The sequence below is a fragment of the Microcystis sp. LE19-41.2A genome, assembly GCF_027530405.1.
GTDB classification, from domain to species: domain Bacteria; phylum Cyanobacteriota; class Cyanobacteriia; order Cyanobacteriales; family Microcystaceae; genus Microcystis; species Microcystis aeruginosa.
In genome coordinates this window covers 1-15,718 of record NZ_JAPZQJ010000492.1, presented here as the reverse complement: position 1 = coordinate 15,718, position 15,718 = coordinate 1, and the positions used below count along the sequence as shown (strand labels likewise).

Genomic DNA, 15,718 nt, shown 5'->3' with positions numbered 1-15,718 from the left:
AGCTAGATTGAACAAATTTTTTGACAAGAAGGCATAATGGTCGATTTCTGACCATAAGGGATGGTTTTGACTGATAATATGACGTTCAACTAGCTTCATATCTTGATTATACCTGATAACGTTCTTAAAATCTATCGGTGGACAAAGTTACTTATTTTAGCTGTCTAGCTACAGAAATGAGTAGCTTTAAAAAGCTTTAGGTAGGTTTTTGGTTTCTGTGGTTAACCCTTGCCGGTTCCAAAATCAATCGAGATCACCCTGCCGCTGGACAAGATGCGATCGCTATTCAAACCCTAGAAGCGGCCGGGGCAGTTTTGGTGGGGGCGACCAATATGGATGAGTACGCCTACGGTTTTGTCACCGAAAATGCCCATTATGGTGCCACTGCCAACCCCCGCGATCCTAGTCGCGTCTCGGGGGGATCCTCCGGCGGTTCCGCCGCTGCCGTTGCCGCTAATTTAGTGCCTCTCGCCCTCGGTTCCGACACTAATGGTTCCGTGAGGGTTCCCGCCGCTTGCTGTGGCGTGGTGGGGCTAAAACCCACCTTTGGGCGCGTATCCCGTCAGGGCCTATTTTTGTTCGTTAGTAGTTTAGACCATCCGGGATTTTTTAGCGGCAATGTGGCGGATATGGCGGCTATTTGGAGTCTTTTTGCCAAAAATAACCTTAAAGCTTCTTTAAATGGCTTAGAGGGCGTAAAAATAGCCCTTGCCGACGATTATTTTCAGCAGGGAGCCGAACCAGAAGTATTCGAGGCGGTGACAGCGATCGCCGAACGTTTAGGAGTGAGCCAAAAAATCGCCATTCCCGAAACCGCCCGCGCCAGGGCAGCCGCCTATATAATTACCGCTTCCGAGGGCGCAAATTGGCATTTACCGCGTTTACAGACCAGATTAGAGGATTTTGACCCCGCAACCCGGGATCGCTTCTTGGCAGGGGCATTAATTCCCTCTAGCTGGTATTTACAGGCTCAACGTTTTCGCCGTTGGTATCGCGATCGTCTGCGAGAGATTTTCACCGAAGTCGATATTATCCTCACCCCGACGATTCCCTGTATTGCGCCGCCGTTAGGAGTAGAAAAAATGATTATTGACGGGCAAGAGCTATTAATTAGACCTAATTTAGGCAGATTCACCCAACCTTTTTCTTTTATCGGTTTACCTGCCCTTTCGTTGCCGATTAAACGCCCATCCCGGCTACCGTTAGGTTTACAAATCATCGCCGCACCCGATCGCGAAGACTTAATCCTAAGGGTAGCAAAGGTTTTAGAGGAAATGCTCATAGATATCCCGCATAAGTGAGATTTCAAGGGCGTACTTCCCCTTAAAATCCCTAATTTAGGCACTTATTAAGCGAAAAGGTCATTTTTCCAGTCTGAGTAAACAATCTACTGACTGGGAGACTCCTTTTCAATCACATCTAACCAAGCGGCGGCCGATCGCTCCCAAGTGTCAGTTAGGGCAATTTGACGACATCTTTCGCGCTCTTGGGACAAAAGCTGGGGATTTTTCAGTAATTCGACAATTTTCCAGGCTATAGCTTCCTGAGTAGCCGGAGCGGTTACTTCCCCCGGTACTTTCACACAGTAGTCTTTTTCTCGAAAAACAGCAAAATCCGTCACCACTGGCAGACAACCCACCACTGCCGACTCGCGCACAGAAATACAATCGATCTCACGATAGGTGCAACCGTAGTAATGAATAGCAGAGCGCTCTTTTTCCTCGATTAGTTGACGATAACCCATCATTCCGCGATCAACTACCCCCGGACTAGCTTTAATCAAAGCCATTAAATTATCCCGCCATTCCCTGCGATCGCCACTGCCATCCCGTTTAGTAAAACCATAGTAGAGATGTAACTCGGCTGCGGGAATTGCCGCCTTGATAATCGGCCAGCCATGCTTTAACATCGACTCTAGGCCGCGATAATAACGAGAGGCATAGACTAGACGATAGGGAAGATGCTCGCTTTCTGGCACCGTCTCACTTACAGCCAAAAGGGAAGTATCGATACCATTAGGAACAATCGGACATTGATTATCGGCACAGAAATCCAGTAAATCCCTTTGATATTGGCTTTTACAGAAAATTTTGTCGTATCTAGCCAAAATTTCGGGGGTATAGGAGTCTGCTGGCACTTTAATATCTTGCCAATCAAAAAAAATTCGTTCTGCCTTGGTACCAGGACGGCAATAGGTGGGATGACGAGAGATCACCAATGTCTCAAAGTGATCCTGCCAATTCATCTGGTAATAATTAACATAGCGAATACCGTCCTGTTCCCCTTCCATACCCTCACAATTGCCAAAAATCGTCACTTTATAGCCGCGTTTCGTCCATTCTTGGGCTAAAAAAGCCACCGATGCCTGGGTACCACTGGCCCCCCGTTGCCAAATTTCCGCCGGACGCATGGGACGATATTTTTCTGTGTAAATAACGATCGATTTTTTCGGCCAACGACGGGCGCTCAAACGCTGTTTAATTTGAAATAGGGAAGGTGCGCTGGCCCGTAGCCATTGTTTGAGATTAGATTGTAGGGATGGAGTAGCTTGTGACACTCTTTTTCTCCAAGATCGAGGAAAAATAGGGGCGATGGGTGATAGAGTCTTAGTTTCTCGAATTTAACTCGATTTCTCGACTCAGTAGAACAATTCGAGCCTATCATATAATGGGTTCAAGTCAAAAATCAATCTTTTTATTGCCATCTATCTGCCAGAAAATCTATGAAAATTGTCATCCCGATCGTGTTTTATCGCAAAGGAGGAGTAGAAAGAGTCATTATCTCTTTAATACCTAGCTTATTAGAATACGTCGAACAAATTATTATCGTTATCCCTCGTAATGACATTGAATATTTTAAGTCTTTAATGCCTGATTCCGATAAACTTATCTACGAAGATTTTGCTTTTTACCCCCAGAGTTTTGAGACAAAATTAATCTATTTTTATGGTCTTCTAGCGAATTTTTATAAAACCCTAAGACTGACTTCTATTCATCGTCTTTTCTCTCGTAGAATTGAACTTTTACGCATCGAAGCAAGAATTAATCAGATTATCAAGCGTTACCAAGCTGATCACTGTTTGTATGGAATGACTAATCGGATTTCTCCTCCTAATGTCAAGGTTACTTTAAGTGGCATTATTTATGATGTCTTTTGGCAATTTGCTCCCTTAACTTACTCAGAATCCTATCAAGAACCCTACAATGAAGTCTTAAAAGAATGGTTAGATAATGCCGATCTACTCTTCACAATTTCCCAAAAAACTAAAGACGATGTTTTAAAAGTTTTTCCCAATGCTACCTATGCTAGTAAATTAAAAGCTGTACCTTTAGCAGGATTTGTCGAGCAGTCTAATCCCAAGAGTGATTTAGTCAAAAGTGAGCTAGTTAATTTTTATTTTCCCTCCTCCTTTGGTATCTACAAAGATCATCTGACTTTGCTCAAAGCAGCCATGACACTAGCTAAAAAAGGTTTAAAATTTCAAATAGTTTTTATTGGTAAAGAAACCGATAATCTAGTTAGTGGAAATTTGCAATTATCTCAACAGTCTAAAACCCAAGAATACCAAGATTATCTCAAGGAATGTACCCGACTTTATCGGGAAAATCAAGAAATTTTCGAGAGTCATATCAAGGGATTAGGTTATCAAGACTATGAAACCTTGCAATTTTATTATCAAACCTGTTCCTCTGTGGTATTTCCCTCAAAATACGAAGGTTTTGGATTGGCAATAGCGGAAGCCATTTTACAAGGTATTCCCGTTATCGCTTCCGATTTAGAAGTGTTTCAAGAACAGGTAGAATTATATAATTGTCCCGAAAGAGTGCAATTCTATCCTAGGGGAGATGCGGACAGTTTAGCCAACTGTTTAGAACAATTTATCCTCAATCCAATTCCTCGCTTGTTACCCGAAGATATCCCCAATAAAATTAATCTCTGGACTTGGGAAGATGTGGCAAAAAAATATGTAGAACTACTGAAAGAAAATGCAGGTTACTGATCTCTATATCTACCCGATTAAATCCTGTCGAGGTATTCAATTATCCCAAGCTGAAGTGACTCCTAAAGGGTTACTCTGGGATCGAGAAATGATGTTAGTGGATGGCAAGGGTAAATTTATCACTCAAAGGGAATATCCGCAATTAGCCACCGTTTCTGTCACGATTACAGGAGATAATTTTTCTCTGAAAACATCTCAAGATTCCCTGACTTTCCAGCCTAATTTCACAGGAGAAAAAAGAGCGGTTCAAATCTGGGAATCTCACACCATAGCCATGGATCAAGGAGATGAAATCGCCGAATGGTTTGAGAAAATTCTCGACATTCCCTGTCGTTTAGTGCGACAATCTCCCGATTATCCACGTCCCGCGAATCCTCGCTATGCGGGGAATGATCATACTCCCGTCAGCTTTGCCGATGGTTATCCAATTTTATTAACTAATACTGCTTCTTTAGAGGACTTAAATCGGCGTTTAGTTGCACCGGTGCCGATGAATCGTTTTCGGCCTAATATTGTTATTAGTAGCGATCGAGCTTTTAGCGAAAGTAGTTGGCAAAAGATCACAATTGGAGAGATAAATTATGCCCTAGTTAAACCCTGTAGTCGCTGTATTATCACCACCACCGATCAAGAAACAGGTAGGAGAAATCCCCAGCAAGAACCTTTAAAAACCTTAAGCACTTTTCGCAGTTTCCCCGGGGGCATCATGTTCGGAGAAAATGTCATCCCTGAAAAGATAGGTACAATTAAAGTCGGCGATCCTATTACCGTAATCTAGAGATCTAGAGATATAGGGGGATAGGGGATAGGGAAATGGGGTTATCAGTTATCAGTTATCAGTTATCAGTTATCAGATGTGAGTTTTCAGTTGATTAGACATCTGCAAAAATTATAACCCAATCAGAGCTTGATTTGATTATTTGTACTAATAAATAGTTCGATAATCCAAATATATATCTATCGTTGTTCATTCAATTTAACAGAAAAAATCTGGGGACATTAAAATCATTTTTATTTGGGTAAGTTGCTTGTCTAGACAAAATTTTAGTCTTGAGATAATATTATGTAGAAGTCCACTGATTACTGATTACTGTTCACTGAAATGCTGAAGATAAATTTTTTCGTTGTGTTTGATCGATCGAAAAAAATCGACAATGGGACGAGGATAATTAACCCCTAAAATCACACCATAACGCTTTTGTTCCTCTGGAGATAATTTATAAGGTTCGTGAATTTTATCGCCTTTTATTAGGGCTAATTCGGGCAACCAGTGACGTAAATAATCACCTTTGGGATCATAATCTCTCGACTGTTTAGGGATATTAAAATAACGAAATCCTCGCGCGTCATTGCCGACACCAGCAGTGTAATTCCAATTACCCCAATTACTACAGACATCGTAATCAATTAATAACGACTCGAACCATTCTGCTCCCATACACCAATCAATACCGAGATTTTTGCTCAGAAAACTAGCGACATTTTGCCGGCCACGATTCGACATAAATCCTGTAGCGGCTAATTCTCTCATATTAGCATCTACAAGGGGATAACCGGTTTTTCCCTCACACCAAAGATTAAATCTTTCCCAATCTTCTAACCAAGGTAAATTAAGTTCTTGCAAACCAGATTTATAGAAGATTTTATTCCCGTGTTTACTGCAAATAAATCGGAAAAAATCTCGCCATAATAATTCAAAAATCAGCCAATAGGTAGAGTCATTTTTTACTCTCGTTTGCTCATATTTTTGTACTTCCTCATAGATATAACGGGGGGAAAGACAGCCAAAACTTAACCAAGCTGAGAATTTTGAGGAATAATTAGTCCCTAACATTTCATTGCGGGTTTCCTTATAGGTTTTTAAGGAATCACTATCCCAAATATATTCTTTAACCCTTGATTTTCCTGCCATTTCACCCCCTTGAAACGACAAAACACCTCCCCGGTCTAGAATTGATTCTGTTAAGCCTAAATCGTTTAAACTGGGAAGGTTTCCCAACTCTATTTTAGGCAATTTTGTCAACTTTTTCGGCGTGGGATAAGTTGCTCTTATTTGCCAATGACGTTCTACTTGTTTACGAAAATTAGTAAATAATTCTGGTAATTGATTAAGGGTAAAAGGTAAGTCATCAGGATGGTATAAAGTGGCTGTCCAAAAAGTTTTTATCTGCACAGGAACCCCGGATAAAGCCTTATTTACCGCTTTTTCTACCGCTAATTCCTCTGCTGTTACCTCTTGATGATAATAAACCTTGGCTATCTGCAATTCTTGAACTAATTGTGGGATAATGTCTTCTGGTTTTCCCCGTCGGATAATTAAATTACCGCCTAAACTTTCCAGAGATTGTCGCAAATCTGCTACGCTTTCTAATAAAAATTTAGCCCGGAACTTGCCAGTTTTTGGAAACCCGTAGGAAGTAAAACCAAATTGACGCTCATCAAAACAATAGAAGGGAATTATCTCGAATTGTTCTTGAACAGCTTGATAAATTGCCTCGTGATCGTGAACCCGCAGATCATTGCGATACCAAATTAAAACCCGCATTTAACATCAATTAAAAGTTGATAAGTAAGTGGTTATAATTAAATAGAAGATAGATTTTGCCTCTGATCCCCCCTTGATAAGGGGGGATCCCCCCTTAATCCCCCCTTAATAAGGGGGGCAGGGGGGATCGGCACCTCCCTTATTAAGGGGGGCAGGGGGGATCTATCTTTAATTTAATTATCTTTTGCCGTAGTAATGGCCATAGTAACGATAATTGTGGTCTTTCCGACTAACATTATTAGCCACTAAGCCTAACACGGAAATGTGGGATAATCTCAGGTCTTCGAGCAGATTTTTCAGCACAAAGCGATCGGTTTTGCCCAGTTTGGTGACGAGAATTAGGCCAGTGGCCATGGCGGCGAGAATTTTCGCATCGGCAAAAGCGGCGATCGGTGGTAGATCGTAGATAATTAGATCGAAGGCGTGGTCTTGCTGTAATTGCGAGATCATCTCCTGCATTCTCTGGGAAGAAAGCAAGCGGGTTGGATCTGGGGGAATTGAACCGGCGGTAAGAATCGATAAATTCTCGTGGCGGGGTAGGGATTGAATCGCCTCGTTCCAATCGAGACCCTCGGCGAGGACATTACTAAGGCCGTGGCCGTTATCGAGATTAAGTCGCAGGTGAATCTGGGGTCGTCGCAGGTCGGCATCCACCAGTAAGACTTTTTGTCCCATACGAGCGGCAGCCTTAGCGATATTTATTGCCGTAGTAGTTTTACCATCTCCTGGTGAGACAGAACTAATCACGAGGGACTTGAGGGGGGAATCGGAACCGAGGAGGCGAATATTGGTGTTAAGACTGTGGAAAGCCTCCGAGAAGGGGGAGAAATTATAGTAGTAGGGGTTTTCGTTGGCTGATTTCGCAGTGGTATTAGGGATAGTAAGTTGTTGACCAGCGACTGTTAACTGGGGTAGGGCGGCGGTGATCACTTTTTCGATCTTATCGAGGTCTTTTTGCCAGGGAATTGCGCCTAAAAGGGGCAGTTTGGTATCTTCTTGTAGTTCATCTGCACTATGATGAACGGGATCTAATCTTTCAGCTAAAAAGGCTGCCCCTAGGCCTAGTAACAGGCCACCAATAACCCCTAAAGCGAGATTTCGCACGGGTTTAGGAGAAACGAATTCTTCCTCTACTTCTGGAGGGGCAATCAGTTGCCAAGGCACCACTTGTTGTGCCACCTTGAGTTGGAGTTTTTGTTGTTCCTCCAGAAAACGGCCGAGACTGGTGGTGGCAATTTCCAATTCTCGCTGCAAATCCGTATAACGACGGGCTAAAACCGCCAGATTTTTGACCGAGGCTTTCTGCTGTTCGAGGGCTTGGGCAAGGGATTTTACCTTAATTTCTAGGGTTTGGCGACTGTTAGCGGCTTCTACCAATTGCTGGGTTAATTCTACCCGCAAAGCGCTTCGTGATACCAAAGCCGGGGAATTACCCACTGTCTGGGGCAGTTTTTCCCCTAGGGTTCTCTGGGCTTCGTTTTGCAGTAGGGGCAGTAAATTAGCCCGTTTTTCCTCTAGGGTGGCGATTATCGGGCTATCCTTGGCAAAAACTGCCGATTGTTTCGCCAATTCCACTTCCACTTCTTGCAACTGCTTGAGCAAATCTTGATAACCGGGAGATTCACTGAGATAAGTGGCGATAATTGCTTGATTAGGGGCCAATCCCACCTGTTGCTGTAAAGCTTGATAGCGAGAGTTAATTTCGTTAAGGGCAACTTGGGCGACTCTGTACTCCTGCTCGATGCTGGTTAACTGTTGCGATAAACGAGTGGCTTCCTTGTCGGGATCCAGGAAATTGTATTGCTGCCGGAATTGCTGCATTTGTTTTTGTAGAGAATTAACTCGTTCCTGCAGCACGGGCAATTGAGCGTTAACAAAATCCAAGCCTTGATTAATTTCGGTCTTGCGTTCCTGGGAACTATAGTTTAGGTAATGACGGGCTAAATTATCTAAAACCAGCTTAATTTTTTCTGGTTCTGCATTTTCGTAAACGATCTCTAAAACTTTCGTATCTTCTAATTGACTAATTTTGAGATCAGATTTGCCAGTTTTACTAATTAAATCACTGTAGGTAAAGTCGGGATATTGAGGAGTTATTTTACTAAGGATGGGGTTAAGGAGTTGAGGACTTTTCAGGACAGCGATTTGGGTTTCATAATCGATGTTCTCTCCACCCAACTGAGGCAGGATATCTTGGGCTGCCAGTTTGAGAGAATTTTTATTTTCCTCAATCGGTTGACCGATGAGCAGCAGGAATCTACCTTGATAGATAGGGGTTTTTAAGAAAGTCCAAGCAGCGATCGCAGTTGTTACTACTAGGGTGATGCCAGCGATTATCCACCTGCGATGCTTGACGACAGAAAGGACTTGACGCAGGTTGAGTTCCTCTTCTTCCTGCGTCAGGGAGGGGATAAAAGCTGGTTGGGCAAAAACTGGTAGATTTCCTTGGCTTTGGGTTTTCAAAGCCCCGTTTTGTTGGTTGTTCATCATTAATCAAATAGTCAAGGGATAACTCTATTAAACCGCATCTAGTATGCCAGTATAGCTTGAGAATAATTTGGGAATTTGTCCAAACATGGTATCTATTTAAAATAGCCTCAAACCCTTATAGAGTAAGGAATATGACATCTAAAGCTGAGATTGACTTCGGGACACTTTTAAGGATATAAACCGCAATCAGCTAGAGAACTGGAATTTCACTGGCAGGTCATTAACCCTTAAAAGTATTGCTATGCAAAGATCATAGCCGACAAAACCAAACTACGGTTTTCCCTGTGGATGCGGTTTAAAAGATTTTGCGGTAGCAATCTGGCTAGATCAATCACCGCTCAATCATAACACCGTGCTACGATGATAACTCTAGTTTTTCCAGAACTGCTAATTTTTGTCCCGCCTCGTCTTATGGTCAAGCTTGCTGATAATCCCCCCGACCAATCAGAACATCCATAGGTAGCCATTCTACACTCAGGAATAGATAATTAAGCTAAACGGCGCTTAACCTGCATGATCCAATAGCTATAACCCTTTTGGAGTCTATATCGGTGATCCGAAGTAAAAGCCGTTTAGCTTAGGCGGTTAGTTGACCAAGAGTTTTTTCGGGGCAAAGGGGGAAAATTGGGACAAGGAGAGAGAATTAACGGATAAAGCCGAAAAAATAGTTTATTAATGGCTAAAAACAGCTTTAAAATCAGTAAAATCCGTTTGTTTGCTTAGTGTCCTCAATGTAAGTGAGATAATTGAGCAACTATCTTGAGAATTACCAAAATTACCACCCTGGGTTGACATTGATGCTGAAATAGATTATCCTCATTGAGAACTCAGCATCTGTATCGCAGGTGTAGAGTAAAAAAATTAGAATACGAGCATCAAAAAATATGTCTAAATTGCTTGATAAGCTGACTTATCTGCTGAAGATTATTCTAAAAGATATAGAGTTACGACTCAAACTTTATGCAACGAATCAAACACCTATTATAATCTATCAAATGGGCAAAGTTGGTTCTAGCTCGGTGATGAAATCCTTAGAAAAAAAAGCAATTTTGCCATTGTTTCGTGTTCATTTTTTACTCAAAAATGCTGATAATAGAAGCTTTTACAATCCTAAGGTTTACGAAAATTTAAACTTAAAACTGGGCAGAGAAAAGCAAGTCAGACGTGGTGAGTTTTTATATAACAAGATAATCGTTCCAAAAAAACAGGTAAAAATTATTTCTTTAACTAGGGAACCAATAGGTAGAAATGTTGCAGCTTTTTTTCAGAACTTTGAAGGAGAAACAGGGAAAAAGTATGAACAATCCAAGTTTACTCCCCAAGAGCTAAGGGATATATTTATCAATTTTTTACCTCATTCGATTCCCCTAGACTGGTTCGATAATCACTTCAAGCCATTTTTCGGGATAGGTGTTTATGAATATCCTTTTCCGAAAGAGCAGGGATATTTAATAATTAACAAAGATAATGTGGATTTATTGATCCTCAAACTAGAAACCTCTGACAGTGTAAAGGAAAAAGCAATCGCCGAATTTCTGGGTTTAAAAGAATTTAAGTTAGTAAGGACGAACGTGGGAGAAGATAAAAATTATCGAGATATGTATAAAGAATTTAAGCAAAATCTCAAATTACCACTATCTTATGTAGAGGAGATGTGCAGTTCTAAATACTTTAATCATTTTTATAAGGAGGAAGAAATCAGAAAAGTTTATTCACGATGGACTTATAGCGGTAAGCGCTTGAGTGAGATACAAACCAAGCTTTGCCTAGCATGGTTTATAGCTCGTGACACTGTACCTCATACGACTGCACACCGCTATAGTAGCATCTCTGGAGCAAAGAAAAAGATGAAGAAAACTCCCTTAAAACTGAAAGAACGTTTAATTCGAGATGCGACGGGTTCTCTTGGTTTAAGAGTTGCTTTCATAACCCTTAGTTTTCTGACCAGTATTATTCTAGCTCGCTGGCTCGGTAAAAATGGCTTTGGGGTTTATACTTATGCAATGACTTGGCCGGCTTTGCTGGGCATTCCTGCGACTCTAGGCTTTAATAACTTATTAGTCAGAGAAGTGGCTATCTATAGCAGTCAGTCAGCTTGGGGATTAATGCGTGGTCTATTACAATGGGCAAATGCAATTGTTTTCATAGTTTCTAGCCTAATGGCATTAGTTGCTATTGCTATTATCCTGAACTGGGGACAAGTCAGGGAGCCGGACTTATTACCATCTCTGTGTTTAGCGATGATTTCCTTACCAATTGTCTCTTTAACTAGCTTGAGACTAGCGACGATGACGGGTTTACACAGGGTGGTTTTAGGGCAAATGCCAGAAAATCTACTAGCTCCCTTAGTTTTTATTATCCTGACGATTTCTAGCTACTGGTTGCTTGGTAATCAGGGAAATATCGCCGTTTGGGTGGTGGGCTTAAAGGTGGTATCTTTGGCAATTACCTTTGTCGTTGGTGTGGTACTATTAGCCAGAGTGCTTCCCCAAGAGGTTAAACAGGCTAAACCTGAATACAAAATTCTGACTTGGCTGAAGGACGGCTTACCGTTTATTTTGCTAGGAGGACTAGCGGTGATTAACTCTCGTATCGATATATTGATGCTCGGTGCCTTCAAGGGTGCGGGTGCGGTGGGAGTTTACGCAGTAGTCAGTCGAGTCACTTCTCTGATTGTTTTTGCCCTGGGAATCTTGAATAATGTCCTTTCGCCAACTTTTGCCACACTTTATGCAGAGGGGAAACGGGAACAATTGCAAAATCTGGTTACTCATAGCACTCGTTTAATCAGCTTGTTTGCTCTAGTCATGACTTTGGGGTTGATTGCATTGAGATACTCGATTTTACAGCTTTTTGGTGCTGAGTTTATACAGGGACAAACAGCTTTGATAATTTTGAGTATTGGCTATCTGGTTAACGCTCTGACTGGTTCCGTGGGTCTATTGCTCAATATGACCCGCCATGCTAAATTTAGTGCAGCAACTGTGGCATTTGCCGCTTTGTTAAATGTCTGTCTTAATTGGCTACTAATACCGAAGTGGGGAGTAAATGGTGCAGCTACTGCCACCGCAATCTCGATGATTGTAGGTAATATTATCAGTGCTATCTGGGTACGCCAAAAGTTGGGAATTAAGTCTACAGCAATTTGATTAGATTATCCATACAAAACTTAACATTTTTGTTGTTTTTGTATTCGCAATTATTAGGACTGCTAAAATGAGTTTAGTTATAGCAAAAAAAAATCAATTTATTACTCAGCTATTGTCAACGCTTAGTTTCTATGTAACTTTGTTTCTAATATTAATAAACGATTATTTAAATGCAGGCATCGACGTAGAAAAAAAAATAAGTGTATTTCAAGGTATTTCTTTATTAACTCTTGCTTTTAGTGTAGTATTTGCCTTTGTATTAGACTCAGAATTTCGCAAAATTTTGTTGGGGAAAATAGGTGTTTTTTATTTTTTATCTCTCTTGCTATATACTTTCATGGGTTGGTATATTTTTCATAACGAATTTGAATTTATTAGATCAGATATTCAAGCTTTCTCTGGCTTGTTCATAGGGTTGGCTATTTTTCGTCTAATTGTTAAGTCCTATTATCCTAAATTACAACTACTTGCCTTTATAATATTGCCTACTTTTGTACTGTTTCATTCTACCACACAAACCATAATTGCAAGAAGATTAAATGTTGCGGGAATTGAAGAAAGAGTAGTTACCTTTCTAGATGCACGCTATTCATCACTACTGGAAATTCCCAGCAGTATTGCTCTGGCTATTTTAAGTAGAATAAGCTTCATCTGGGCAATACCAATTTGGGGAGCAATTTTTTGCCGTGCTTACCTATTGGGATTCTTAAACGCTAAGAGAACTATTTTACTATCTATATTGGTTTTAGTTGTTTTATCATTGATGATTTTATCCTACAAAGCATCTAATGGAGTGTTGAATAATAGTTCTTCTATTTTGAATTCAAGGAATTTTAAAATGTTATTAATAGCACTGCTGATATTAGTTATTTTTATCTTTTTCAACGATTTCAACATAGCAGAAATATTTGAAGATACATTATTATATGAGAGGTTTTATCAGATACAGTCTGGAGATAGATCATCAGAGTTGCGAATCGAAGAAGTTATTTCTGGGATACAAAGTCTTCAAGATATAGAATTTCTAGTTGGTAGGGGTATTGGGGCTAATTACTGGACTCCTGTAAGGAATGAAATGACCAATCACTTTCACATTGGCATCTTTAATTTTTTACTTCAAGGTGGTTTGATATTATTCAGCCTTGTATCGTATTTTCTTTTCGTATATTTTCCCTACTTATTTATTAAAGCTGCATTAAAACCAATGAGTTTTGATCCAAAAAAGAGAACGGCACTGCTATCTGTACTGCCGGGCTTATTTGCTTGGACCGTTGTTTTTTTGACAACTGGACACGCTTACCCCCAATTTTATATTGGATTGGGGTTTGGAATAGGCGCTTACTTGCAGATAAAAAAATATGGTCTTACCTTATAAAAATCTCACAACGATGACAAGATAATTTACTTATTCATGATAAAATTATAAATGGCTAGACCAACACATTTAATGTATGAAAATAAATAGCAATTATATGAACAATATTAGTGGGTTTTTCTTGAGAGGACAAAAAGTTTTAAATTTGCCGAGAAATTTATACCAAAAAATGTACTACAATCGCTCACTACCTAAAAATCATGTAGTGGAAGATGTATTCTTAGTATCCTATCCCAAATCGGGAAACACTTGGTTGAGATTTCTGATAGCAAATGCTCTCAAAGTCCATTATAATGTTGAGCAAGATGTTAACTTCTTTAATATTTTAGATATCATACCTTCAATAATAGGAGATGGCAATCTTCGTCTAGGAGGTCCTTTTGGCAGGACAGATATACCTAGAATTATTAAAAGTCACTCTGCCTATAACCCTTACTACTACAGAGTCATTTTACTTGTCCGAGATCCTAGAGATGTAATGATTTCCTATTATTACTACCTAAAAGATAGAAAACAAATAGATGATAAGTTAGAGATTTCAGAATTTATTAGACATACAAAATATGGAATTAACAGATGGACAGAACATACAAAATCATGGTATTACAACAACTATGGAGGTGGGGGTGGGCAGATCATTAAGATATTTAGATATGAGGATTTTTTAAAAGACACACACTTGCAATTATCTTCCGTGATGGATTGTTTTGGAATTAAAATCAATGAGAAATTGATAGATGAAGCTATTGCTTTAAGTTCTAAAGAAAAAATGAAAGATTCAGAGAAAAAGCATAGGTCTACCAATATTATAAATGCGAAAATACCCTTTGTGCGAAAGGGAGTTGCTAGTGGTGGACAGGAATTATCTGATCTGGATATAGAGTTTATTGCGAATTCAGCGACAGATATTGCTCGAATACTTGGTTATGACTTGTAGTATGTAAATTTTTCTGATTCTGCAGCCAGATAATTATTTGTTAGCCTGCAAGAGTTTGAAGCATAAATTTACGTTAGCGCAATCATTGATGTTTCTAGGGAATTACCATTTAAGTATGAGGAAGTAAAAGTATGGCATTGCCAAATTTTTTAATTATCGGAGCAGCCAAGGCGGGGACGACTTCCCTTTATGATTGGCTCAACCAACATCCACAAATTTATATGACACCAATTAAGGAGACTAACTTTTTTGCTTTCGAGGGCGAAAAAATTAGCTATCCTAAAGGTTCAATTAGTGAAGGTTATTTGGATGGTTTTAAGACTAGCTTTGAAAGTTATATGGAACAATTTCAGGGAGTTACGAATGAAATCGCCATAGGTGAAGCCTCACCTAGTTATCTATACCATGCTAAGGCGGCTGCAAGAATTAAGTATTATTGCCCTGATGTAAAACTAATAGCAATACTGCGAGATCCAGTGGAAAGAGCGTATTCGCAATTCTTGCATCATGCTCGAGAGGGCTTTGAAAACTGCTTAGATTTTATTGCCGCCCTTCGGGAAGAAGATAACAGAATTCTTAACAAATGGTGGTGGGGATACTTTTATGTAGACGGAGGATTTTATTATACTCAATTACAGCGATATTTTGAAAAATTTGACTCTAGTAAAATCAAAGTTTATCTCTACGAAGATTTAAGAAGTAATCGTTATGATTTAATCAAGGATATTTTCCAATTTTTGGAAGTTGATGACAATTTTATTCCCGATACATCAACTAAATATAATGTTACTGGTATCCCTAAAAATAAGTTTTTACATGAGTTATTATCTAAGCAAAATTTTCTAAAAACTTCTGTGAAAGCAATTATGCCACAAGGTTTACGAAGAAAGCTGGCGATGAATTTAAAGAACGCTAATTTGGTTAAGCCTGAGTTTTCGCTAGAAATAAGGAAGCAATTAATCGAAATTTATAGGGAGGATATCTTGAAACTTCAGAACTTGATTCAGCGAGATCTAAGCTCATGGTTACAATAGTTAAGTTGCTCTACGGACTCTAACTCCAGAGTAGCAGATAACGTGCCGGCTCTCTTAGGTTTGGTGGGTAAAATGTATTCTAAGATACAGTCCTGCTGGCGAGGGAGTGGAAGGAACCACAGAGGCACAGAGGACACAAAGATTGATCGCTTCTATAGTAAGTTAAAATGACCACACAAAGAACAAGA

General features: G+C 39.9%; 9 protein-coding genes and 1 pseudogene. 7 read left to right on the top strand and 3 right to left on the bottom strand.

Annotated elements, in window-relative coordinates; all coding sequences use genetic code 11:
• Positions 1 to 221: 221 nt before the first annotated feature.
• Positions 222 to 1,301: pseudogene (locus tag O9290_RS20740) on the top strand (AtzE family amidohydrolase); the annotation flags it as partial.
• A gap of 86 nt (positions 1,302 to 1,387) precedes the next feature.
• On the opposite strand, the gene O9290_RS20735 reads toward O9290_RS20740, so the two are convergent.
• Entirely contained in the window at positions 1,388 to 2,557 is a 1,170-nt protein-coding gene (locus O9290_RS20735) for a glycosyltransferase family protein (protein ID WP_288057714.1), read from the bottom strand.
• A 165-nt stretch (positions 2,558 to 2,722) separates the two neighbouring features.
• Between O9290_RS20735 and O9290_RS20730 the strand changes: the two genes are divergently transcribed.
• Together O9290_RS20730 and O9290_RS20725 are read left to right on the top strand one after the other, a co-directional pair.
• Positions 2,723 to 4,000: a glycosyltransferase gene (locus tag O9290_RS20730; protein WP_002796704.1), complete on the top strand. Its 1,278-nt coding sequence runs from the start codon at positions 2,723 to 2,725 to the stop codon at positions 3,998 to 4,000.
• Positions 3,987 to 4,778, top strand: a complete 792-nt coding sequence (locus O9290_RS20725) for an MOSC domain-containing protein (protein ID WP_002758984.1) — start codon at positions 3,987 to 3,989, stop codon at positions 4,776 to 4,778. The genes O9290_RS20730 and O9290_RS20725 overlap by 14 nt, the downstream gene beginning before the upstream one ends.
• A gap of 309 nt (positions 4,779 to 5,087) precedes the next feature.
• On the opposite strand, the gene O9290_RS20720 is transcribed toward O9290_RS20725, so the two are convergent.
• Both O9290_RS20720 and O9290_RS20715 read right to left on the bottom strand, forming a co-directional pair.
• Positions 5,088 to 6,545 carry a DASH family cryptochrome gene (locus O9290_RS20720; protein ID WP_288057957.1) on the bottom strand — a complete coding sequence of 486 codons (1,458 nt, stop codon included), beginning with the start codon at positions 6,543 to 6,545 and terminating at the stop codon, positions 5,088 to 5,090.
• 177 nt (positions 6,546 to 6,722) lie between these two features.
• Positions 6,723 to 9,035: a GumC family protein gene (locus O9290_RS20715; RefSeq protein ID WP_288057961.1), complete on the bottom strand. Its 2,313-nt coding sequence runs from the start codon at positions 9,033 to 9,035 to the stop codon at positions 6,723 to 6,725.
• Positions 9,036 to 9,919: 884 nt separating this feature from the next.
• Here O9290_RS20715 and O9290_RS20710 point away from each other — a divergent pair.
• The 4 genes from O9290_RS20710 to O9290_RS20695 all read left to right on the top strand — a co-directional run bounded on the left by O9290_RS20710 (position 9,920) and on the right by O9290_RS20695 (position 15,530).
• Positions 9,920 to 12,184, top strand: coding sequence for an oligosaccharide flippase family protein (locus O9290_RS20710; RefSeq protein ID WP_288057964.1), 2,265 nt, complete (start codon positions 9,920 to 9,922; stop codon positions 12,182 to 12,184).
• A 67-nt stretch (positions 12,185 to 12,251) separates the two neighbouring features.
• Positions 12,252 to 13,559, top strand: a complete 1,308-nt coding sequence (locus O9290_RS20705; RefSeq protein ID WP_288057967.1) for a hypothetical protein — start codon at positions 12,252 to 12,254, stop codon at positions 13,557 to 13,559.
• 97 nt (positions 13,560 to 13,656) lie between these two features.
• Complete coding sequence (locus O9290_RS20700) at positions 13,657 to 14,496, top strand: sulfotransferase domain-containing protein (protein WP_288057973.1); 840 nt, start codon at positions 13,657 to 13,659, stop codon at positions 14,494 to 14,496.
• Between the two features lie 131 nt (positions 14,497 to 14,627).
• Positions 14,628 to 15,530 carry a sulfotransferase family protein gene (locus tag O9290_RS20695; RefSeq protein WP_288057976.1) on the top strand — a complete coding sequence of 301 codons (903 nt, stop codon included), beginning with the start codon at positions 14,628 to 14,630 and terminating at the stop codon, positions 15,528 to 15,530.
• The last annotated feature ends 188 nt before the right edge of the window (positions 15,531 to 15,718 follow it).

Bases quoted from the DNA above. Each gene is read 5' to 3' on its own strand.
- O9290_RS20725 (WP_002758984.1), top strand. From the start codon at position 3,987: ATGCAGGTTACTGATCTCTATATCTACCCGATTAAATCCTGTCGAGGT.
- O9290_RS20710 (WP_288057964.1), top strand. From the start codon at position 9,920: ATGTCTAAATTGCTTGATAAGCTGACTTATCTGCTGAAGATTATTCTA.
- O9290_RS20720 (WP_288057957.1), bottom strand. From the start codon at position 6,545: ATGCGGGTTTTAATTTGGTATCGCAATGATCTGCGGGTTCACGATCAC.
- O9290_RS20700 (WP_288057973.1), top strand. From the start codon at position 13,657: ATGAACAATATTAGTGGGTTTTTCTTGAGAGGACAAAAAGTTTTAAAT.
- O9290_RS20705 (WP_288057967.1), top strand. From the start codon at position 12,252: ATGAGTTTAGTTATAGCAAAAAAAAATCAATTTATTACTCAGCTATTG.
- O9290_RS20695 (WP_288057976.1), top strand. From the start codon at position 14,628: ATGGCATTGCCAAATTTTTTAATTATCGGAGCAGCCAAGGCGGGGACG.
- O9290_RS20730 (WP_002796704.1), top strand. From the start codon at position 2,723: ATGAAAATTGTCATCCCGATCGTGTTTTATCGCAAAGGAGGAGTAGAA.
- O9290_RS20715 (WP_288057961.1), bottom strand. From the start codon at position 9,035: ATGATGAACAACCAACAAAACGGGGCTTTGAAAACCCAAAGCCAAGGA.